Raw genomic sequence first — 22,750 nt, forward strand, 5'->3', positions numbered from 1 at the left:
TCTTATTCTTCTCATTTGCCCCATACTGAAGAAAGCCGGAAAATGAGCCCCCAGGGTAGCCAGGTGAAATGGAGGGGAAAAGGTAAATAACCGGCCATAGACAGGAATAAAAATAAGGATATCTCGAAGATGAATACTGAGAGTGGATTGAAAGCAATCGGTCAGAAAGAAAAATCTCCACGACCACAGTGGTGCAAGGGTATGGATCAATGACCCTTCACCTGACCGATGCTTACATAAAAAGTCATGACCGCTCAAGAAAAAGAGCACAGATGGCCTGATAGAGTTCTTTATCGGTCCCATTTTTCTGAAGACACTCGACCGCGCCGGCGTCGAGCATCGCCGCCCGAATCTCCTTTTCATCGAGCATGGACAAACCAATGACTTTAATAGCCGGCCATTCACGACAAATGTACCTGGTAGCTTCAATGCCGTTGAGTTTTGGCATATTGTTATCCATGACCACGACGTCCGGCTTTAACTGAGGCACCAACATCAAAGCTTCTTCACCGTCTTTGGCATCTCCCACTATCTCTAAATTCTGATATCGTGCCAGCAATTTCTTCAAGCCCTTTCGAAGCGTCGCATGATCGTCAACTAACATGACACGAATCCGCGAAAGGGTTGAGGTTTGTCCGGTGTTCGTTGCCTCTTCGGGTTGTACATTCACCCCGGGCGTTCCCTCCCGGGTTGCCTGTTCAAAGCATCCATGGGGAACCTGTTTCTTGCCAACCTCTGGTGGGATGGACTCCTCAATCGGCAACACTAACCTCACATGTGTGCCAATCTCTGGGGCCGAAGTAAGTTCCACCCGCCCACCCATCGCCTCCATCCGCTCCTGGACCGCAAACAAACCCAGATGACCGGGCTCCATGGCTTGCACCAACGCATCACCATGCAGCCCCTTTCCGCGATCCTCCACCGCAATGCACACCTCGCCGCGCTGTCCCGAAGACATCCGAACAGTCGCCTCATTCACGCCGGCGTGTTTGAGCACGTTAAATAATAATTCGCGGACCGACTGAAACAAGAGGATCACCCGATCTTCGGAAAGATGAGCAGGGTGATAGGCACCGGTATGAACCTCCACCCGTAGACCATGTTTTTCCATCCTCTCGGCCAGCCACTTCAATGACACTGCCAACCCGGCTTCATGCAAGGCGGGGGGACTCAGTTCGGCGATGGTCGTACGCGAATACGTCAACGCCTGCTGCAGGACGTCCTCCAATTCCCTCATCAACCCCTCCGCCTCCGGAGAGAGCGGCACATTCTTCTTCAATTCATATAATTTCATTCTTCCCACCACCAGCAATTGCACGAGATAATCGTGCAAATCACTCGCCAACTTTCGACGCTGGTGCTCTTCGGTCAAACTGAGTTGGGAGGCCAATGAACGGAGGCGATTCTTCGAAGACAGCAACTCTCCGGTTCGGGTTTGCACACGGACTTCCAATTCATCCTTCCAACGGCGCAGTTCCGCCTCAGCCTGCTTGCGCTCGGTAATATCTTGAAAGACGATGACCACACCCACAATTTGGCCATTATGGTCTCGCAGGGGTGAAGAGGAATAGGAAACCGGAAAGAAACTCCCGTCTTTCCTGATAAAGGTATCCTCAAAGTTTCTCAAAACCTTACCGTTGTGGAAGACTTGAAAGCCTGGACATTCTTCTAAGGGAAATGGTGACCCGTCCGGATGTTTGTAATGCGCCACCTGATGCATTGAGCGACCAAGCAATTCTTCGGATTTCCATCCCAGTAATCGTTCCGCCTCCGGGTTCATATAGGAGACCAGACCCTGCGAGTCGATGGTGTACAGACCCTCCCCCATATTCATCATGATGGTCTGATTCAGCGCGAGAAGCCGGCGCGCCTCAGCCTCGCTTTCCAGGAGCAACTGCTCAGCCTGCTTCCGCGCAGTCATGTCAATAGCCATGCCGCCGATCAGGACCGGCCGGCCATCGGGCCCCAGTATGGGAAATTTGCTCACGATCGAATGATGGAGCACGCCATCCTGATGTTTGAGGGTCTCAATCACCTGGACTCCGGCTTGACTCATCAACGCCTGTCGATCGTTCTCCCTGAATTGGTCTACTACCGCCGCCGGGAATATGTCCTCATCGCGTTTGCCAAGGACCTCCTCACGTGAAGTCTGAAATACCAACCCGGCGGCCTCATTAACGTAAACGTACCGCCCCCCCAGATCTTTGATCCAGGCCAGACCGGGCAAATGGTGCATGAATTTATTGAATCGTTGTTCGCTCTCCTGCAAGGCTTTTTCGGCCTGCGTTCGATCTTCCACGTCAAGGTATTTACCAATCCATTCCCGCACCACACCATCCACATTCCGGATCGGTACACCTCGCGCTTCGAAATGGCGGTAATCATTACTTTGGGCATGCCACAGCCGCCCTGAAGATTCATAGAGCGTTTCAGACACGCACGCCGCATTCCAGGTCCGTTGAATGGTTTCCCGGTCATCAGGATGAATGGCCTCAATCCAGCCGAAATCACGCGATTGCTCCCAGGACTGGCCGGTATAAGAGGACCATCCCGGTTGGGGTACCATAAACCGGCCTTTAGCATCGGTGGTCCAGACAATAGACGTAATCGCCGCCGTTAGTGAGCGGTAACGTTCCTCGCTTTCGCGCAAGGCCTCTTCAGCCCGTTTCCGCTTGGTAACGTCCACCAGGGTCACCACTATCCGATCAAAGGCCTGATCGGGGGAAGGAAAGCTGATGGTGAACAAAACATGGAGACGGTCACCTCGAAGAGTTTTCAGGATCATTTCTGATTCGAAAAACCGTTGACGTTCAGCAAGGGTTACCAATGCCTCTAGAAACACCGCGCGGGTTTCCGGCAGAAAAATTTTGTGAAGCGATTTCAATAGTTCCGAACGTGTTGCCGCGCCAAACATCTTAACCGTGGAAGGGTTCACATCACGAACTTTCACCAGTCCCACAGCCCGTTCCACCACATCAGGATGCTCCATGCAATAGCGTCGAAAATTTTGCACACCATCTGTAGCGAGTGAATCGATCAAAGCTTTGACCTCTGAAAAATCTTCCTCCCAGATGGAAACCCCGACACCCTCAAATATATTGCGGAAATGTTCTTCACTCATAGGCAAAAGAGTTCTTTCCGATCGTTTACCAAAAGGAGTAGATGGGCGACAGGCTTTTCATAGGCAAAAAGTCCGTGAAGATACAACCGACGGTTCAATGGATACAGGAAAAAAGAAGGGAGATGCTGGGTGGCTTGAAGTGATATGGAATCCAATCGAGTAGAATCCATGGGTTCGCTTCCTATATGAACCAGATCATATTCTGAAGCGATCCTTTCACGATATAGACTTTTGTGCACATAGCGTGGAGATGGAAAGCAGCTTATGAAAATTTCAAAGGGGATACACGTCCATTGTAAGATCTTCACGTACCAAACACAATTCTCGAATATTTTGAATATTCCACATGACGAGGGCCAGATAGCAGGGCTCATGGGGGCCAGCCGAATCAATGAAGAATCCGGTAGGGGAACTCTGGTGGCGACCGTTCACAAAGACCAGACTGCCGTTAACCAGGAAGGGGATGTGCTTGTGAAATTTGAATATCTCTTCCGACCGAAATCAAATCCACACAGCATTCATCAAGAAAAACACCGCTCCCCCAACACTTCTCCTCATGCGAATATTGATCGACTCTTTGCGGTCTCCTCACTATCGCCATGCGTATTCGGACTACCCTTGCGTTTACGATTACAGATAAAGGGAGTGTTGAATAAAAAAGATTTTCAAGGGAAAATTTGCCCAGGATTAGATTACTCTTCAAAGGCTCCGGGTCGGTTCAAAAAAGCATGCCCTGAGTCTTCCCGAAGGGTCCGTCCAGCAAGGCCGCAGCCGTTTTTACGCGCGGAGCGTACACGTAGTACGTGAGCACGGAAAAATGGCGAGAACGCCGCTGGCGGCTTTTTTCAACAGACCCATAAAGAGAAATGACCATGCGATAGGAACCTTCCTAGAAACGCTGTCCACTTCACCTTCTCTAACTGAGAGAAAAAGACAGATCAAGGGAGTGAGTCAGGAAACGACTTGAGTGTGAAACAATTGAATTATGCAAATTTCCATCAGTTTTAAGCCCGGCCATAAAAGCGCAATGAGGGGGCAAAAGGGTTTGCCCAACAAGCCCGCATATTGTTCGACGTCCGGTAGAGATAACCATTTTTGCCACAGGGAGCGTCCAGGTGAGTAGGCGAACATGACACACGGACAACCTGCCAACGGGTAGGCAATCTGATGAAGCCAGTGAACGCCGCTGGATAAATTTTTTCAACGCTCCCGCCACACAAAATATGCCAGGAAATAGGATTGAACTAAGAGGTGAGGTGAAAGCTCGAATTTTTATGTCATTGAGGGCGGTCACGGAGACATAACTCAGTTTTGCTGAACTTCCTTCCTGTCTAAGGCATCGGTGAGCGCGACCTTTGCCTGTTCATCGTTCGGGTTGAGCTGTATGGTCAATCTTAGTTCTTGAATGGCCCGGTCCAAATCCCCTTGCTTGAGGAGGGCCAGACCCAACTGCCGGTGAGCAACACTCAAGCCCTGGTTCGCACGAGAATCATCGGGACGAAGGTCGACAAGTGTCTGGTAGACTTCGATTGCTTCCTGCCACGCCCCGCTTCGGGTCAACGCATCACCCAAATAACCATAGGCCTCCCCAAGGATAGATCCAGAGGGCTGCAAACCAATGGCATGGCGATAGGCCGTTAATTCCCCTTCCCGGTCGTCCTTCTGACCGAGAGCAAGTCCTAGGCGCATCCATGCTCCGGCATCGTCGGGGTGCTGACGGATCACGTGCTCCCAGGCGGAAATCATGTGATCGACCAAGTCCCGCTTGCCGATCAACCACTCCAACCGGCCATGCACCTCGGCCCCGTGCCTGAGTTGAATGGCCTTCCGCCAGGCGCTGCCAGCCTCTTCGAATCGCCCCGTTTTCCCAAGGGCATAGGCCAGATTAAAATACGCCGGGGCGACATCCGGATTATCGGGCTGTCGCCGGATCGCTTCCTGATAGACGGCAATCTCTCCAGTCAGATCTTCTTTCTGCCCCAGCGCGATACCGAGACCCACATAGGCCATGGTCTGATCGGGTTGGAGACGAATCGCTTCCCGCCATGCCTGAATTTCACCCTCGACATCCCCCGATTGACCCAACGCAGTCCCAAGGCTGGCATGAATCAGCGCTTCGTCTGGATGCAACCTGGCCGTCTCCTCCCACCTCTCCACGACGCGATCAATCTGTTGTTTGTGCCTGAGGGCCAATTCAAGATTGCGTCTGGCAGGGACCTGTGCCGGATTTAATCGCAACGCGGAGCGCCAAGCGAAAATGGCCTGATCAAGATCACCAGCCTGCTCAAGCGCATAGGCCAGATTGACATAGACTTCAGCAAAACGGGAGTCGTCCGGAAATAACCGGACCGCCTCACGGTAGGCATGAATGGCACTTTCCGTGTCGCCTTTTCGTCCCAGCACATATCCTGCGTTATAGTGTGCGTCGGCATTTTCAGGGTCCAGGGTAATGGCGGACTGAAAGGCCGAAAGGGCCTCATCCAGATTTCCGCGGTTCAGCAGGTGTTGCCCGTGCTCAAAATGAGCCTGCGAAAGATTCGGAAAGGGTTCTGCCGCATGGAGATTGCCGGGCAACGACAGGAAAACCTGTCCCACACTTAACAGAAGACCGAGTCTGAGAATTGTGAGAAGAACCGTCCGAGAAGCAAAGCAGAAACAGGGAAAAACTAAAATTAGGGGTAAAGAAAGAACCGGAATGGGCACGCGGGCTATAGGAAATCCCCCTACCGCAAATAAGCGGCCACCCGCCACACCGCCTTGGGGAACAGACACGGGAGCGACCATCACGGCGTCCTCCCAACTGTGAGCGAGTTTTATTGTAAATCAACCGGATGATCTATGCCAGGGGGTGCCTCGCCACCACGAGGACACCGGGGAAACGCGCAAAATTTTGAACACTTGCAAGAGAAACTTAGATCACAGACGAGGCATTCCGTGCCAGGGCGCATGCCCCCGGAGTTTTCATCATGAGGGATGATATGACGATGAGATTCGGCATTGACTCATAGTTAGTGAGCCGGCCCTAGGTTTCCTCATCGCCCTCAAGACAATTGGTACATTCATCCAATTTTGGGTCACCATGGCGGCTACAAAAATGACGGCCGCATTGCCGGCAGGTCATAAAACTCATGCGAATTAAATCCGCATGCTCACACACATAACAATTCTTTTCTCGTTTCGCTTTTGGCATCGCTCTTCTCCTTAAATGGCAATCTTCTCAAAGAATCTCAAGACACAGAGCGCACAAGACACGCCCCGAAGACACAGATACGGCGCCAACGATTTCAGTGTGTCATGGCCAAGAGTGGCCTTAGACCATCTTCATGAAATTGGCATGAATGTCAGGGAGGGCGTGCATCTCGCAATGACGAGGGGAGCGGACGCTGATCCGTAACAGGGAGGGGGAGCCTACCGCATGATCGAACCTTCTGGCAATGCTTAACGAGCCTTTAACACCTCTAGCCCTTCTACGGGATGGAGGGCGGGCAAAATTCCAAGGGACCTTGGCCTCCTGCAGATGATGGGTTTACAATCCTTTCCTCACGTTCGAAAGACATCTCAGTCCTTCTGCGGAATGTCAATTGGGATTGCGATCCTCAGGATCGCTCAATTTTTAAGGCAGCGCGTCATTATTCGATTGCAAATTGTCGACATTTTGGGTATGTCTATCCATTCTGAAGTGGTCCCTGTTTGGCAAAATTCTCACTTATTCAGCGATATGCACGAAAGACAAAGGCAGAAATTGGTACAGATCAGGTAATTCCCCTACGGTGGCCTTTATGCGTATGGCCACATGCCGGCAAAGAGCGTGGCATGGACCCGGTGTTTCCAGGTCCATGCCATCAACAGGTAAATCCCTAAGAGAGGGAAAACCGCTACGCTCTCCATGTGCATTCCACAATCATCAAGTGCAATTTTCTCAATGGTTCACAGAGGAATGGCGAACAAGAAACCTTCCGGTACACCTTTGTCACTTGTGTATCGGTCGCCTATTTCTCAATAAGGGGGATTTCGGAGTTCAGGCTTCGGTAATGCCCGACAACAGATCAGGAAAGATCTCAGGGAAGGACTCGAACAGCATGAGACACCACCCTGTCACAACAAATGTCTTATTGAAGAAAGGAAGTTCTCTATGGCCTGCAAGCGATGTGGTGGACTGATTGTGAAAGAGTCCGTTTATGATAGAGAGGGCAGCAGTCAATTAGTCCTCATGGACCGTTGCCTCCAATGCGGAAATATTGAGGATCCCGTTAGCGCGAGAAATCGCTCGCAATCCCCCGTTTCTCCATCCCAAAAGGGCAAAGCCCGTCGAATCCCTGAGCATCCCAGGACTCCACTGGAGATGGCCGAGGGATAAGTATGGAGCTACGGCGGCACCAGAAGGAATTAGCGGACATCTGCGACCAAATTCTAGGCGGGCGAGGCCTGACAGACATTGTCTGTGCGGTTACACCCGGTGGCGGCAAAAGCCTGCTGCCTCAGATACTGGCCTCCCGCTTGATTCCAGCCATTGCCGACGCCCTGTGCTGGATTGTCCCACGCAGTGTCTTACAGGATCAGGGTGCGCGAGGCTTCCAGGATCCCAGCCACCGGGCTCTTCTAGGCCACCGGCTGGAAGCCATGATGACCACCAATCAGGAACATCCAACAAGAGGATGTGCGGCCTATGTCACAACCTATCAGGCCCTGGCCGCCGATACCCGCAAGATCAACGCCAAAGAATTTCGCCGCAAGCGGTATATCCTTGTTCTGGATGAACCGCATCATCTCGAAGAGGGTGGACTGTGGCATGAGGCCATTCAGCCACTCTATGACCGGGCGGTTCTGCGTGTGTTGATGAGTGGGACCTTCGAACGTGGTGAAGGCACACCGATAGCCTTTCTGCCCTATTCAACCTCCGACCGGGGAAACCGGCTTGACTGGGACAGCACGGAATCCCGGGCCGTCATCCACTACACCTTAGCCGATGCTCTGCGCGAACATGCCTGCATTGATTTGACCGTCCATTACGCGAACTGTCAGGCAACCTGGTTGGACGCTCAGGGAACCGAGCACCATGTCGAAAGCCTGGCACATGCGGGGAAACAGACGGCGGCGGCACTCCTGACGGCGCTGAAGACGGAAGCAGCACTGGAACTCTTGAGCACGGGCGTGAAGGATTGGCAGGTACATCGCACCACCCATTCCCGATCGAAGTTGTTGGTAGTGGCCGCAAACATTGAGCAGGCGCAAAAGTATACGGCCTGGCTCCAGGAACGGGGCGTGCCGGCCAAAATTGCCACGAGTGAGGATTCCACGGCAGCCTATCAAGCCATCAAAGCGTTTAAACGACAGGGTAGCGGAGCCGTGGACTGCCTGATTACGGTGGCCATGGCCTATGAAGGCCTGGATGTGCCGGCCATTACCCATCTTATCTGCTTGACCCATATCAGGACCAAGCCATGGATCGAACAGGTCGTTCATCGAGCCACACGCATGGATCCGCTGGCGGGACCTTATGCCGAGCAACGGGCCTATATTTACGCTCCGGACGACCGGCCATTCCGGGAATGTCTGGGATACATTCTGTCCCAACGCACAACCGCAATCGCCAACAGTCCTTCATCAACACAGATCCTCGGAGAAGGGGCATACCCCGATGCACAGGGCCTCCTCCCGACGGATCGGGCGGAATCAAGCATCCAACCCCTGCGGTCCGGCGTCCTTGAAATGCGCAATCAAGGGTTATGGGCGAACCTGGCGACACAGGGCCAAACAGAAATCCCCCAGGAGACCCCAAAAGAACGATTAGATCGATTGCGAAAAACAATCGAACAGCATGTCCGCGCGCACGAGCAATCACGGAAACTGTCACATGGTACGGTCAATCGGGCGGTCTATTCGAAATTTCGGAAATCCCGCGCCGCCATGACCGAATCTGAACTCCATAAAGTCATGCAATGGGTCCATAAGATCTATCCGCTCTGAGGTCATTTTTACCAGGAAACCTTTTTCACATGTCCATACAATGGTTTCCCGGCCACATGAATGTCGCGCGCAAGGAAGCGGCCAAAGCGATGGAAGCCATCGATGTCCTGGTCGAAATACTGGATGCGCGCATGCCGAACGCCAGCAGCAACCCGTTGATCACCGAACTACGGCTGCACCGCCAGCGACCCTGTTTGAAGGTGCTCAACAAAAGCGATCTCGCCGACCCCGCCGTCACTCAAGCCTGGTTGACCGAATTCAACCGGGAACCTGACGTCAACGCCGTCGCCCTCTCCTGTCACCAGGCCGGCCAAGCCGCCAAAGTGCCCGGTCTCTGCCAGCTCCTCGCCCCGCATCGTCACAGCGCCAGCAAGCCGCTTCGCATGCTGATCATGGGCATCCCCAACGTCGGAAAATCCACACTCATGAATAGCCTGCTCAAACGCCGCCTCGCTAAAGTCGGCAACGAACCCGCCGTGACGAAAGTCCAGCAACGCCACACCCTGAACGACCACATGACGCTCATCGACTCACCCGGCCTCCTGTGGCCAAAAATCGAAGACCCCCTGGTGGGCCTCATGCTCGCAACCATCCACGCGGTCACCGCCAAGGTGATGGTCGAGGAAGAAATCGCCGAGTTTCTTGTCTCCATCCTTCTCGCGCGCTACCCTACCCTGCTGACCAAACGCTACGGTTTCCTCACAGACGGACTGGATAGCACGGGCGTGCTCGAGGCCATCGCCACAAAACGCGGATGTCTGCGGAAAGGAAAGGGCGGAGAATTGGATCGGGAAAAAGCGGCGAAAATTCTCTTGACGGAATTCCGCAATGGCACGCTGGGCCGGATTAGCCTGGAGACGCCGGAAATTCGAGAACCTCGCCTCTAAGGTCAAACTGCCTTAACGGCTTTTCTGCAGACAAATAATATGACTGAGTCGCAAGAGGGATCAACCTGGCCCCAGATCCTTTGCCATGCCTGCCTTGAGTCCTTCGGCTTTTCCTCAGGATAAACTCCGTCGGATGAGGCTCGGGATGGAATCAAAGATTACTTTACTGAGAAATCGGCCTCTCATGAGCTCAATACTGGAAAACTGACCTTTTCAGCATCCTCTAGGGAGTGTTGAATAATAATTTCCAAGGGCATATGACCCCCAGGCACGTTGCATATTTGAGGCCTCGGGGCGGTTCAAAAAAGCATGCCCTGAGTCTTCCCGAAGGGTTCATCCAGTCCTGCCCTGAGTCATGTCGAAGGGAAGGCCGCAGTCATTTTTTCGCGCAGAGCGTACGTCCAGTACGTGAGCACGGAAAAATGGCGAGAACGCCGCTGGCGGCTTTTTTCAACAGCCCCCTCTAGGTTTCTTCGTTGCCTTCCAGGCATTTGATACATTCATCCATTTGCGGGTCACCATGGAGCCGGCAAAAATGCCGCGAGCATTGTATACACACCAAATAACTTAGACTTTCCGACCCTGCTTCCTTACATAAATAGCAGGGCTTTTCCCGTTTCGCATTGGGCATATCTTTCCTCCTGCAATGGGATGGGGTGAGCATATCTCTGGATACCCGAGATACCCGCAACTCTACAGAGAGGACCGGCATTCCACCAAAGATCAGTGCGAGTCACAACCAAGAGAAAATATGGAAGACATTGCTGAATGCGCGTTCGGAGGGAAATAGCATCACGGTAGGATTGGACAGACCGCAGTCTCATCAAGCCAAAGACAGATTGTCTGTGACTAAGTGGTCTCCTGTGACCTTCATGGAAATCGCTATTCAACATGATCGTCCCAGGCGAAATCCGAGGGAAAATCTGTACAGGATTCCAGCCGAACCCCTCACGCTAACTTTCCATCATCTCCAAGCGGGTATCAAACTCATGGCCGCAGGACACACACCGGATACAATCGGATTCAACCACCGGTTCATCATCCCGGATCCCCATGCCACCACAATCCGGACATCGTGCCAAATGCAACACTTCGTCCTTGAGGTTTTCATAACGGGTGCCACGTAAGCAAAAAATCGGTTGACCATCGAGCAACCACGGTTGACAATCTTTATTGACCACAGGGAGCACAAGATAATGATGAGCAGCATAATCCTGGATCGACTCATGGGTAGGAAACCCATCCTTAATCAAATTCCCTGTTTTCGCATCATAGATCCCACAGTCTTTTACGACAGCTTTCGTTGGCCCCATAAGATACCTCCTTCCGGCAGGATGAATTTGTTCGTCAACGGTGATCCCCGACAATTATGCTCTAGCAAGATGCTGAAAAAGTCCGCCAACGGCGTTCTCGCCCCTTGGCCGTGCTCACAGACTTCTCTGTATGCTCCGCCCGCCCAAGCGGCTGCGGCCTTCCCTTCGACCTGACTCAAAGCAGGACTGGACGGGCCTTTTTGAACATCCTGATTCCCCTCATGGAAGATCGTAAATTTTTGGTTCCTGATAGGTTCTCAGAAAAGTTTTGAATCTTTCAACAGCCTGTTAAAGATCCGATGAAAGATTATGAGGGGAAAAGGCCTAGCTGCACAACCACAAGCATGCCATGAAACGGAAAGGAAATTGAAGGCAATCCAGGCCTCGCCCCTTGGAGATCAGAACAATCACGCATTGCCCGGCTCGATGGCAAATGAGGGCAAGGGGAGGTCACCCTCGCTTCTTCTTTTTGGGTATGCCCCACGTTTCGGTCAGGACCGATTTCCACTCATCGCGGGATACCGCCGGCATCGTCTTAATGCGAATATGCCCCATTGAGGCATTCAGCACAGCGGCCTTCATGGCCGCGCGATTATTGGGAAACTCTAAAATGGCCACCACATCATATTCCCCTAGGCAATAAAAGGCATGCAGCATTTTCCCTCCCAGGGATTCGACATTTTTCTTTACCATGTCCGACCGCTGCACACCCTTAGCCTTCATGGTCATCAGCCCGTCATGGGTGAAATTCACTAAACTCACATAGATCGGCATAATGTACCTCCCCTGGAAAAAGTGAATAATGATGAAGATGTTCGGCTTCGTGTCGAGATAGACTTATCCTAATGAAAAGAGGCAATAAAAAATAGTCCTTTCCTGATACCTGGCAATGACCACGCGCGACTTTTGGGCAAAGGATGTCATCGTGTGGGAAAACCCGCATTGAATCCGAAAGGGTTCAATCCTTAAACATCATGGGGCAGGAGAAAGCTCCTCAATGGCATCCATCTTCTCGGGATAAAAGGCCACGTAATCTCGAATGTCAGCCACGGAGGCGAAGGGCGTCTCATACGTCCAGACGGCATTCTCGGCTGTTTTACCCTCCACGCTCACGCTGAAATACGACGCGTCCCCTTTAAAAGGGCAGTGCGTGGAATGGGTCGTGGGACGAAGGTAGGACATCGTTACATCTTCACGCGGAATATATTGAGCCGGTGGCACAGGCCCCTCCCGCAATGTCAGGGCTCGCCTGGTGTCCGCAATGACGGTTCCGTTAAACGTCACCTTGACCCGATTCGGATTGGGCGTAATGGTAATGGCATGAGGATGGCTTTGCGCAGTCATGGCGATCATTCCTTTCCTGGGTTTAAAAATTCCGCCAGAGGCCACAGCGATGAAAAATGGTGGCAGACAACCTCTGATGTTCAAAAAAGCATGATCCGGCTTCCTACTGAAGCTGTTGAGCAACATCCAGGAATGTCTGAAGATTAGCAGGGCTGCTAAACCGATGATCCCCGGTCTTCAAAAGCAGTTCGATAGGATATTGAGGATCTTGTGTGAGCAGGTGTTCGGTAAATTCCCAGCTTCCTTTTGGAAGGATGACCACGTCCTGAAGTCCATGCACAATGCGTGTGGGCACCCTCTTGGGCGAATCCAATCGCCTGGCCCATAAGGTCTCGCTTTCTTCCACCCATTTCCATGAGAGCGGAAAGTCTTTATGCAAGGCGTCATCGTCCCAGGGCATCCATCCGGTCTCCTGCCACCGTTGGCGTCGTTCAGGAGCAATATCCTGCGCGCGTTTTCCCAGCATATTAAACGCCGGAGCCAGGAGGACCAATTGTTGCACGTGAGGAAATTCCTGTCCAAGGAGCCATGCCAGCCAGCCACCTAACGATGATCCAATAATGGTCACAGGCAGACCATCGGCCAGCATCTTCGTCACGCATCGCGCATCCGCAAGCCAATCGAACAACGTATAGTCCGCGAACACGCCCTCTGATTCGCCATTACCCCGAAAATCAAAACAGCAAAATCCCCATCCTCGCTCCTTACACAAATCGGCCAGAGCCTTGCTTTTATTGCCCCACCGCTTGGAAAGAAAACCGGTCACAAAAAGTAATTGTCGTTCTTGCCCGGAAAGGCGGTCACCGACAATGCGTTTAGAATCCGCTCCGGGTATTTCAAATCTGGTCGATTGATTCATCATGTTCCCTGTGCTGTCGGGTGAATAAGAAATTAACGTGTTCGTGAAGAACGTGAACGGAAAGATCCACAGAAGGAGTGGGAACCATCATCGTGCAGGTGTGCAGCGAGGAGGCTCACTGCAAGTGAAGGGAGAAGTGCCATTCCAGTGCGGAACCACCGGAGTGATTCCCAAAGCGCACGCCCCTTCCATGGCCTGTCCGACATGATCAACCAATACAAAGTCCACCCCTCGGGCGAACAGATCCCCCAGGTCTTGTCTGAGCTCGCTCTCGTCTTCATCCCCGAGCCATGAATAGTTCACACGGATTCCTGCCTGCTTCAGTGGATCCATGGTCTCAACGCCGGGTCGCCCGCGAAGAAAGGACAGCTGGATGAACTCGTCACAGGAATTAATGGTGGTGTCAACGTACTGGGAGCGAAAGATCTCCCGGCTCATGTTGGCGACCCAGCTCTCTTCTTCGACCTCCCCTGCCACACGGCGCACGGCCGGATCGGTATCGTCACGCGCGCCGAAGATAACCTGGTCGAAGCGTTGAGCTTTGGCGACCATCTCGGCAACGAGCCTTCCAACCAGGGGATTGTTCTCTTTGATATCCACATTGATCCAGATATTGTGCGGCATAACGGCAAGAGTCTCTTCGAATGTGGGAATACGCTGTATTGCCACCTCGCCTGCACATGGCTCGAGCTGCAGGTTCCGGACTTCGGCGAGAGTCGACTCGGAAATGCGCAGCGTTCGGCCCTGCTCGTCTGTCACGCGATCATCATGTGAAACAACAAGCACGGCATCCGCAGTGGATCGCACATCCAGTTCAATCTGATGAACGCCAAGGCAGATTGCCCGCTGAAAGGCACCGTTCGTGTTCACCGGACATCCCGACTGCCCCCCGCGGTGCGCGGAGATGCCTCGCTCAGGAAGGTCGGCCGTCTCCAAATGAGAAGCCTGACAGAAACCCGGAGCCACTCCGGACGGCGACGAAGTACATCCCAGGCAGAGTGTCATGCCGGCGAGTGCGGCTCCGTAGAATCGCCACGTGGCTTGCGGGGACTTCGTGCGTGGCCAGTAGTATGTCATCACACACATCGGGACAGCCGATCATTTTCAGGAGATCTGTTGAGAGAGGTCACGGTGGCTCCAGCATGAGTTCAGGTACTCCACCCATCGTCGTCACCAGCAACGCGAGCAGGATGGCCTGAATAATCCAGCCGATAAGACACACCCCAATGGCCCGGTAGGTGCTCTGAAAATCCAAGGCTTGGCGCACCGCAATGACCATAGCCACGAGCATCCATACACCGGCCAAAAGATTCACAAACCCGCTCAGAGCCGGGATAATACCGAACACTCGAATGAGGCCAGGGGCGCTGGAAAAGCCGATCGTCCGTAAGAGTTCACCATGATCCGCGTGGGTTTGCGGTTCAGGAAGCAGTTTGGTGCCAATAAGGTAGGTCATGAGCGCCCAGACATACCATCCGAGCAGGGACCCGACTGTTCCAATAACCAGCCCCATCAAACCGGCCTCCTGCATAAACCCGATTCCACCGGCCAGGCTGGATAACAGCACGACGCCCATCGCCTGCCCCATTGAACGCCTATCCGCTTCCACCTCTTCATAAAGGTGAACATCGAGTTTAGCCGCGCGTATCATCCGGTCAACAAACAGACTCATATGATCTATCTCCTTTCCCTGAGGAGGGATGAATTCCATGACAATTGAACAGAATTGTGCCCGAGGAGGAAGACCACAAGCAATTGTGGGGAAAAATTGTGTTTTCCACTTTGCTCAGAGGGTTCAGGGAAATTCGAGTCCCACTTCACTATCTGAACTTGCGCTTTTTGAAAATAGCGGGGAATAGGCTTTCTGATAAAAATCCTGAAGGAGAAATACCTGAAAGAAGGGAGGAAGAAATCATTCATGAACCAGGAGATGAGCCGGAGATTTCATTTGTATTTAGCAAGACTCCCTTGTTTTCAAAGGGTAAGCGGGTACCTTGGCTATAGAGGACACCGTCGACCTGATAGGAGACTTCCTGCCGTTGGGAGAGCTTTAGGAGGTGTCGTATGACATCGAGTGTGGAGGTCGTGGTCTCAACGGAAATGACGGCATCCCCCAGCCTCGGGATCGTCGAGGTCTTATTTGTCAGGCCGCGGGCAAGTCGTTGATCATTGAGATGCAGGGTGAAATCAAGGCCGGTGACCTCCAGATCAAAATCATTGGGATTCCGAACGCGCAAGTCGACTTGCAACCGTTGTTCAAACATCGTGGCGTCTAACGGGGTGATATTGACCAGGAGGACTTCCGGCGATGCAGGCTGGACAGACAATGCCGGAGGAGAAGTGCACCCGATGAGAAACAGGATTCCACACAGAAAAGGAAATACGAGAGAAAGTCGTTTCATTACCATAGAGAATCATACCTCAATTTAGAGGGCAAAGCGATGCCAAGGGGATGGGCATGTTAGTGGCACAGGGCGCATCCTCGAAGCAGTCGCCAGGCTTAGGTTCTCAGTTCTTCTATACATGGATACAGTCTCGCTAAAGAATAGCGGGCATGATTCAGTGAGAGGCGATGGATTCCCGATTGCGAATGTCGGGAAAAACCCATGCAAGGATTATTGCTGGACAGCTTGTTGAATGAACTGCCTGGCTTCGTTCACCTCGGGGAGATCCGAGTCGGCCTGATTCCATATGTTGAGAAAATTGCTATAGGCTTGACGAGTCGCCTGGATATGGCCCAATTGAGCTGCCGCCCGTGCCAGACCCAGGAGTGAACGTGCCCGGTTGGGATGCCATAACAGCGATCGTTCAAATTGTTCTTGCGCCTCTTTGGGCCGATCGATGCCCAACAGTATTTCGCCATACAGTTCATGGGTGGGCTTGATAAGATCGGGTGGGCCGGAAGGAGGCGGGAGGGATTCTTCCAGGGCTGTGGCCTGATCAAGCATGCGTAAGGCCTGTGAATGGTCTCCGTTGATGAGATGTTTCAATGCCGCGATTTGCAACTTCCAGATTTGTGCGGTAACCGGCTCAGTTGACTGCGTAGAAGGCTCGGGGACCGGCGAAGCTAAACCAGGGTGTACCCGGTGGGCAACTGATTGATTTCTGAGTGTTGACATACTCTGCGCGAATTCGCGGATATAAACGGACATGGATGGCGACTCGTCACCAAAGCGATAGTCATTCACGTTCCACGCCTGATCGGCTAGCTCCCATCGTTCGGTTTCTATAATAAAGGCGGCCACCATCTGATCATAATTCCGGTTGACCTTGCGGTCATAGCCAAGGACCTGTGTCTGTTGGCCTGAGGACGATTGGGCCATATCCTGTTGCTTCTCCAATATCAGGGCGGCAGCGGCGTTGTATCGGCCTTGTTGAAGATAGGCATACTGCAACCAGTACAAGCTGTGATAATCCTGAAGCGATAGAGGCAACTGCTTGTCCTTGACCCAGGCCTGTGAAGTTTTCCAACCGGCTTTATTGGAGGCCGCTGCCTGGTCCCACATGCCCAGTTGAACAAATATATGGGCGGGCATATGTTGAGCATGATGCGCTTCAGGAGCAATCTTGGCATAGCGACGGGCTTGAGGCAGGGCCAGGATGGCGTGGATTGGATCGTCAAAAGCATGAATGGTGTAATGCGCGGCGCACGGATGATTGGGATTCACTCCATACACCCCTAAGGCCAGGGCCCCGGCTTGGACGCGATATTTCTCTTGGAGATACGGTTCCTCATCATAGTGGATGGCTAACCCAAGCAGGGAGAGGGCATAGAAGCAAGTGGCTTCCAGATCCTCGGGATATTCACTGGCAAGGCTTTCCATTCGGGCCGCATAGGCCTGATCGCGGGCAAACTTATCTCCCTCACCAAATAACGTGTTCACAGCCTGGAGGTATTGACGCTCTCTGACCGTTGCCGACGCCGTATTGGAAACTTTCCCCAGCGCCGCCCGTGCCGCCTCAACATTTTCTTCCTGCCAGACGGGATGATTATTCGCCATCGCCTCACCCCAATATCCCATCACAAAATTTGGATCAATCGTGGTCGCTCGACGAAATGCCTCGATGGCTTCTTCATACCAGAACGAATGCAGGGCCGCGACGCCCCTTAGGAAATGGGGATGGGCTTCCCTGGACCCTGATGCGGGAAATTCAATGCTTCCCAATTGGCCTAATGCCGCACTCCCCTCCGATGAAGACGACGCGTCGTCCATCTCCCCAAGGGTTAACTGTGGAAGCGCCATGACGAAGATGGCGATGAGGAAGTACCCGAGACAGGATCGTCCCGGCCCATATTTCGACGTATAACGCCTCGTGAACATGAAGACTCCTTATTTTATGCGGTTGCCCTTCATTGCTCTCTTAATAATGCTGTTTTCACTTTATCATTTTTTTCAAAATAGAATAAGACAAGAATGAATGATAGGAATGAGTGTTCATGATTTGAACTCACACTTAAGATTGTCATTTCGAACAAAGTGAGGAATCCTGAAATTCGAGACTTAAATCCTTCCATTGTGGATTTTCGCCATTTACTAAGGAGTCCTTTTTCTCTCTCCTCCATTTTTTTATTTCTTTTTCTCGCATGATGGCTGCATTCACTTCTTGAGTTTCTTCAAAATACACGAGTTTGTTTATGTTGTATTTTGGGGTAAACCCTTTCAAAAGTTTCTTCTTATGTTCGTACATTCTGCGTTCTCAGTTGTTGGTCATTCCTACATACATGACATTGTTGTTCCAATTGGTCAAAAGATAGACATAGTAGGTATGTGCCATAGAAAGGATTTCTCCCTCTGGTCGAAATGACAGCAAGGCCAAGAAGGGAGGTTGCTAGGGAATCTTGACGCAACCTATGGTATTGGCATCCGTGCCGAACCAGATGGTTCTAGTTGGTTGGTGATAGAACACATGACGGACGCTTCCACCGCCGCTTGGAATATCGGTCAGACTCATGAACGCCTGGGTTCGTGTATCGAATCCGACGAGGCGATTCGGATGTGCGCCGGTTTCCACAAACCACACCCGGTCCTGGTCATCGACCGTCATCCCGTATGGTTTGGCATCGGCTTCTCCCGGCGCCAACCATTCCTGTATGTCGCCGGTTTTGGCGTTGTAGGATCCAAGATACCCTTCGGCATAATCCACATACCAAATAACACCGTCCGAGGTCACCGCCAGCCGACGTGGTCGTGTTTCGGTCCGTGAGAGCGCAAATTCTTGAACGGTCATTGTCGACGGATCTACCGTCCCCAACTTGTTGGTCCCGAATTCAGTAAACCACGGGGAGTAGGTGGGATCCAGGACCATGCCATAGGGGCGAGCCTGGGCGGTTGGTAGCGGCATGAGTTGAATTTTTCCGGTGACCATATCGAGATGCCCCACGAAATTCCCTTGTTGTACCGTAAACCAGATATCCCGATCATGGCCAAACACCAGAGTATGCGGATCGTGGGCTTTTGGATCGGGCATGGGATATTTAATGACCTTGCCGGTGGACGGATCAAGTTTGCCGATGTGGGCGGCGCGATTTCCGGCATACCAGACCTGACCTTCCTTATCCACAATCAGATTGTGCGGACCGGTACCGGGATCCAGTTTGAATTGGTGAAATTGCCCGAGCTCAGGGTCAAGCACGGCAATGTAATCTCCTCCCTGCCCCACGAACCACACGCGTTGCTGTTGATCCACATACGGATCACGCGGTCTGGTCTGGTCCCAAGGCACCTGCCATTCTTTCATCTCCACCGGCTTGAGGGAAGCAGCTTCGGCTTTCGTGGGATAATTGGTGCATCCGGAAAAACCCATTGGGATGATCAGCCCAATGATGATGGTGCTTGTTTGGTGTAGACGATACACAACGGTTTCTTTCTTTGAATGATCCTCGATGATGAGTCACAAAACCTTATGTGCCTATGTTGGCATGTCTGGAAATATTAGGCAATCAACAATCAACCAGGCAGACCGGATGGACTTAATAGGTCAGGAAAGAAGAACGGATGCCGGGTCTCCGGCAAACCATTTCTTTTTTAACCAGAGCGCGACATGGACAAGAGCTAAGAGCACTGGGACTTCAACTAAAGGTCCGATGACGGTGGCAAACGCAACGGACGACCCCAGGCCGAATGCGGCGATGGCGACGGCGATGGCCAGTTCAAAATTATTGCTGGCTGCCGTGAAGGAGGTAGCCGTGGTTTTGCCATAATCGGCCCCGATGAGTTTGCCCATACTAAAGCTGACGAGAAACATGATGACAAAGTAGAGAATGAGTGGCAGGGCAATGCGAACCACGCCTCCGGGGAGACTGAGCACCATGCCGCCTTTGAGCGTAAACATGGCAAAGATCGTGAACAGAAGCGCCATTAGGGTGAGAGGACCGATTTTCGGAAGAAATGCCTGTTCATACCACGCGCGGCCTTTTTGCCTGATCCCGATCCAGCGTGACAGGTATCCACACACAAAGGGGATGCCCAGATAGATGAAGACGCTATCGGCAATCGTCCGAAAGCCAACGTCGACGACTTCCACAGCCAGACCTAATGCCCCCGGCAGGATGTCCATATAAAACCAGGCCAATCCACTGAAGAAAATCAATTGAAAGAGGCTGTTGAAGGCCACCAAGGCAGCCACATATTGGTTATCGCCTTCGGCGAGTTGATTCCAGACCAGCACCATGGCAATGCAGCGGGCCAGGCCAATAAGGATGAGCCCGGTCAGATATTCCGGGGAATCGTAGAGGAATGTGACAGCCAGACCAAACATGAGCAAGGGGCCGATGACCCAGTTTTGGACGAGTGACAGGAGGAGAATCTTCCAATCGCCAAAGATCAAGGGCAGCTCCTCATACTTCACACGGGCCAGCGGGGGATACATCATAAGCATGAGACCAATGGCGATGGGGATATTGGTGGTTCCGACAGAGAGGCTGTTCACCAATGCCGGAACTTCGGTGAAGACCGAGCCGATTGAGACGCCGGCTGCCATGGCCAGGAGGATCCACCCCGTGAGATAACGGTCGAGAAATATTAAACGACGTGGGGCGGACGCGGTCATGACATGAGCTCTTCGATTCTTGACTTGAGCAGGAAAAAGGTCTGGTCAAAGGCCGCGTTAATTGCTTCTTTCGTACCTATCACCCTGCCCGGATCAGGAATACTCCAATGTAACTTTTGGGGGTGACCGGAAAAAATCGGGCAGGCTTCTCCGGCAGCTTGGTCACAAACCGTGACGACCAGGTCAAACGGTTGGGAAATCATGTCATCCCACGATTTGCTGTACGGCTGGCCCGGATCAATCCCATGTCGTATTAAGGTCGAGACGGAATCCGGATGAACGTATCCGGCAGGATGACTGCCTGCACTCCAAGCCCGGTATCGCCCTTGGCCCATGTGGTTAATGAGGGCTTCGCCCATGATGGAGCGGCACGAATTACCGGTGCAGATAACCAGAACTTTTATTGGCTCAATAGACATTAGCTGCAGCAGGCGCTGGATTCCTGTTCCGGCGTTTTAGGCTCGGGTCTCGCCAAAAACGCCGGTTCACAACAGGCGGTTTCTGTTTGCGCCGAATGGGTTGAAAAGATTGCCGCGTCTTCCATCGTGCGGTAGGCTTCCCAGGGTACACCGGCAGGATCCATCACCCAGGATTTATCCGATTTGGCATAACAACAAACAGTCTCGCCTTCCTCGGCCACCGGGAGACTCCCGACTTGAAGTCGTTGCCTGATCTCGTCCAACTCCTGTCCCTCCTCAACCTGAATGCCCAGGTGATCCACGCCTTTCGTGGATGTCCGCGTAGAGATGGCCAGGTTCACGCGGGGATCTTCAAGCATCCATTTGGCATAGTCCGGTTTACGTTTAACCGGTCCCGCCCCGAACAATTTGCTGTAAAACCCGATGGCTTCTTCCAACTGCTCGACGCCGATATGAATATGAAGACGTTTCATGGATGGGTCTCCTTGTGAGTGGGTTAGCAACAATTTGAGAGTTCAATAATGCTGCACTTCTTTTTTTTATTGTCCCGGATACTGGCCATATCCTCCCGACAGCAGTCTTTGACCATATAGCGAATCAGGTCGGTAAAAAATTCAAAGTTGGCGCTGTAGATGATGGACCGGCTTTTTCGCTGAGAAAGGACCAGCCCCGCTTTGCTCATATGCGAGAGATGAAAGGACAAAGTGTTATGGGGAATGGCCAGGGTCTCGCTCAACGTCCCGGCGGGTGCCCCTTCCGGACCGTATTCCACCAGCAGACGAAACACTCGCAACCGAGTATCTTGTGAGAGGGCCGCAAAAGCCAAAAGGGCCTCCTTAATTTCCATATGTCCAGAATAATAGACATGATTTAAAAAAACAAGGCCCCCTGAATTAATCAGGCTGGAGAGGGATCATGGGATGTGTTGCACCAGTTGTGGGAAAAATAACAATACGGGTCAACACTCAGAGGAAAGGACTGGTTGAATTTTTCATCCATGGCTCAAATCATAGAGGCCATAGGTGTCTGGCCTTTTTGAGACAAAAACTAAAGAGGTCGTGGCGAAGCAGGCTAAGGGCATAACAGTTGGGCGACCATGGAACGCAACTCCCCAAAATCATACGGCTTGCCAAGGATGGCATACACTCCTAAGCGGATGGCTTTCTCACGGATTTCAGCGTTGAGCAACCCTGTGACCATAATGACCGGGACATACGGGCTTTGGGGTTTGAGTTGTAAGCGGTTCAAAAACTCCATGCCGGTCATGACGGGCATGGCATTATCAAGAATAATAATGTCAAAAGGCTGCGATTCAATTAGAGACAACCCGATCGCCCCATTCTCCGCCTCCACGCAACGGCATCCATCATATTCCAGGACCAGCCTGAGCAATCTGCGACTCATCTCATCATCATCAATAATCAGTGTGTTTTTGGACATCAGGACACCCTCTCTTGGCAAACGGCCAAATCCACCACCCTGATAAACAGACCCGACTGAATGCCCGCTCACCGTTTGGGGCCTGTTGAATTTTGGGGCCTGTTGAATAGTAGGGGGATTTGTCGAGCTTTCTGCTATCCTCTGCACAATTGACCTCCCCATCCACCTTCTCCCATGGAGTCGGTCGTATCCCAACTCAAAATGGTGACTCTCGATAATCCGTAACCGTCCATCCATTCCCATCGCCCTCCAATTCATAGAAGACTTTTCCGATTCGTGAACCCTGCGCTATTTGTAAAAAACCCGGGCCGCCTAATGGGTTTGGGGCTTGACCTTTGTCCAGGCCTAGG

At 52.3% G+C, this 22,750-nt stretch carries 21 protein-coding genes and 1 pseudogene; 3 read left to right on the top strand and 19 right to left on the bottom strand.

Annotated elements, in window-relative coordinates:
- Nucleotides 1–244 precede the first annotated feature (244 nt).
- The 4 genes from H6750_00180 to H6750_00195 all read right to left on the bottom strand — a co-directional run bounded on the left by H6750_00180 (nt 245) and on the right by H6750_00195 (nt 6,311).
- A complete protein-coding gene (locus H6750_00180) occupies nt 245–3,121 on the bottom strand; it encodes a PAS domain S-box protein (GenBank protein MCB9772727.1) in 2,877 nt (958 codons plus the stop codon).
- A complete protein-coding gene (locus H6750_00185) occupies nt 3,118–3,291 on the bottom strand; it encodes a hypothetical protein (GenBank protein ID MCB9772728.1) in 174 nt (57 codons plus the stop codon). The genes H6750_00180 and H6750_00185 overlap by 4 nt, the downstream gene beginning before the upstream one ends.
- Nucleotides 3,292–4,426: 1,135 nt before the next feature.
- The gene (locus tag H6750_00190) at nt 4,427–5,905 is read right to left on the bottom strand and encodes a tetratricopeptide repeat protein (GenBank protein MCB9772729.1); all 1,479 of its coding nucleotides are present in this window, start codon (nt 5,903–5,905) and stop codon (nt 4,427–4,429) included.
- A 238-nt stretch (nt 5,906–6,143) separates the two neighbouring features.
- Nucleotides 6,144–6,311, bottom strand: a complete 168-nt coding sequence (locus H6750_00195) for a hypothetical protein (GenBank protein MCB9772730.1) — start codon at nt 6,309–6,311, stop codon at nt 6,144–6,146.
- Between the two features lie 942 nt (nt 6,312–7,253).
- Between H6750_00195 and H6750_00200 the strand changes: the two genes are divergently transcribed.
- The 3 genes from H6750_00200 to ylqF are packed head-to-tail and all read left to right on the top strand — an operon-like array spanning nt 7,254 to nt 9,975.
- Nucleotides 7,254–7,478: a hypothetical protein gene (locus H6750_00200; protein ID MCB9772731.1), complete on the top strand. Its 225-nt coding sequence runs from the start codon at nt 7,254–7,256 to the stop codon at nt 7,476–7,478.
- A 2-nt stretch (nt 7,479–7,480) separates the two neighbouring features.
- Nucleotides 7,481–9,088, top strand: a complete 1,608-nt coding sequence (locus H6750_00205) for a DEAD/DEAH box helicase family protein (GenBank protein MCB9772732.1) — start codon at nt 7,481–7,483, stop codon at nt 9,086–9,088.
- Between the two features lie 29 nt (nt 9,089–9,117).
- The gene (ylqF, locus tag H6750_00210; GenBank protein ID MCB9772733.1) at nt 9,118–9,975 is read left to right on the top strand and encodes a ribosome biogenesis GTPase YlqF; all 858 of its coding nucleotides are present in this window, start codon (nt 9,118–9,120) and stop codon (nt 9,973–9,975) included.
- 953 nt (nt 9,976–10,928) lie between these two features.
- Here ylqF and H6750_00215 read toward each other — a convergent pair.
- The 15 genes and pseudogenes from H6750_00215 to H6750_00285 all read right to left on the bottom strand — a co-directional run bounded on the left by H6750_00215 (nt 10,929) and on the right by H6750_00285 (nt 22,400).
- Nucleotides 10,929–11,288 carry a hypothetical protein gene (locus tag H6750_00215; GenBank protein MCB9772734.1) on the bottom strand — a complete coding sequence of 120 codons (360 nt, stop codon included), beginning with the start codon at nt 11,286–11,288 and terminating at the stop codon, nt 10,929–10,931.
- A 450-nt stretch (nt 11,289–11,738) separates the two neighbouring features.
- Complete coding sequence (locus tag H6750_00220) at nt 11,739–12,062, bottom strand: GYD domain-containing protein (GenBank protein ID MCB9772735.1); 324 nt, start codon at nt 12,060–12,062, stop codon at nt 11,739–11,741.
- A 198-nt stretch (nt 12,063–12,260) separates the two neighbouring features.
- On the bottom strand, nt 12,261–12,641 hold the full coding sequence (locus tag H6750_00225; protein MCB9772736.1) for a DUF427 domain-containing protein: 381 nt from the start codon (nt 12,639–12,641) through the stop codon (nt 12,261–12,263).
- A gap of 94 nt (nt 12,642–12,735) precedes the next feature.
- Nucleotides 12,736–13,494, bottom strand: coding sequence for an alpha/beta fold hydrolase (locus tag H6750_00230; GenBank protein ID MCB9772737.1), 759 nt, complete (start codon nt 13,492–13,494; stop codon nt 12,736–12,738).
- Between the two features lie 84 nt (nt 13,495–13,578).
- A complete protein-coding gene (locus tag H6750_00235) occupies nt 13,579–14,577 on the bottom strand; it encodes a glycerophosphodiester phosphodiesterase family protein (GenBank protein ID MCB9772738.1) in 999 nt (332 codons plus the stop codon).
- Nucleotides 14,578–14,617: 40 nt separating this feature from the next.
- Entirely contained in the window at nt 14,618–15,163 is a 546-nt protein-coding gene (locus H6750_00240) for a YIP1 family protein (protein ID MCB9772739.1), read from the bottom strand.
- 244 nt (nt 15,164–15,407) lie between these two features.
- Nucleotides 15,408–15,893 (bottom strand): LEA type 2 family protein, encoded by a 486-nt coding sequence (locus tag H6750_00245; protein MCB9772740.1) that lies wholly within the window; start codon nt 15,891–15,893, stop codon nt 15,408–15,410.
- A gap of 213 nt (nt 15,894–16,106) precedes the next feature.
- Nucleotides 16,107–17,813, bottom strand: coding sequence for a tetratricopeptide repeat protein (locus tag H6750_00250; GenBank protein MCB9772741.1), 1,707 nt, complete (start codon nt 17,811–17,813; stop codon nt 16,107–16,109).
- Between the two features lie 142 nt (nt 17,814–17,955).
- Nucleotides 17,956–18,267, bottom strand: a pseudogene (locus tag H6750_00255) (GIY-YIG nuclease family protein).
- Between the two features lie 54 nt (nt 18,268–18,321).
- The gene (locus tag H6750_00260) at nt 18,322–19,296 is read right to left on the bottom strand and encodes a lyase (GenBank protein MCB9772742.1); all 975 of its coding nucleotides are present in this window, start codon (nt 19,294–19,296) and stop codon (nt 18,322–18,324) included.
- A 174-nt stretch (nt 19,297–19,470) separates the two neighbouring features.
- Nucleotides 19,471–20,541, bottom strand: coding sequence for an ACR3 family arsenite efflux transporter (gene arsB / locus H6750_00265; protein MCB9772743.1), 1,071 nt, complete (start codon nt 20,539–20,541; stop codon nt 19,471–19,473).
- Nucleotides 20,538–20,960 (bottom strand): arsenate reductase ArsC, encoded by a 423-nt coding sequence (locus H6750_00270; GenBank protein ID MCB9772744.1) that lies wholly within the window; start codon nt 20,958–20,960, stop codon nt 20,538–20,540. The genes arsB and H6750_00270 overlap by 4 nt, the downstream gene beginning before the upstream one ends.
- Nucleotides 20,960–21,433, bottom strand: a complete 474-nt coding sequence (locus H6750_00275; GenBank protein MCB9772745.1) for a glyoxalase/bleomycin resistance/dioxygenase family protein — start codon at nt 21,431–21,433, stop codon at nt 20,960–20,962. Before H6750_00275 ends, H6750_00270 begins: the two co-directional genes overlap by 1 nt.
- Nucleotides 21,434–21,456: 23 nt before the next feature.
- Entirely contained in the window at nt 21,457–21,807 is a 351-nt protein-coding gene (locus H6750_00280; protein MCB9772746.1) for a helix-turn-helix transcriptional regulator, read from the bottom strand.
- Nucleotides 21,808–22,031: 224 nt separating this feature from the next.
- The gene (locus tag H6750_00285) at nt 22,032–22,400 is read right to left on the bottom strand and encodes a response regulator (GenBank protein ID MCB9772747.1); all 369 of its coding nucleotides are present in this window, start codon (nt 22,398–22,400) and stop codon (nt 22,032–22,034) included.
- Nucleotides 22,401–22,750 lie beyond the last annotated feature (350 nt).

The organism is Nitrospiraceae bacterium (assembly GCA_020632595.1).
GTDB lineage: Bacteria > Nitrospirota > Nitrospiria > Nitrospirales > UBA8639 > Nitrospira_E.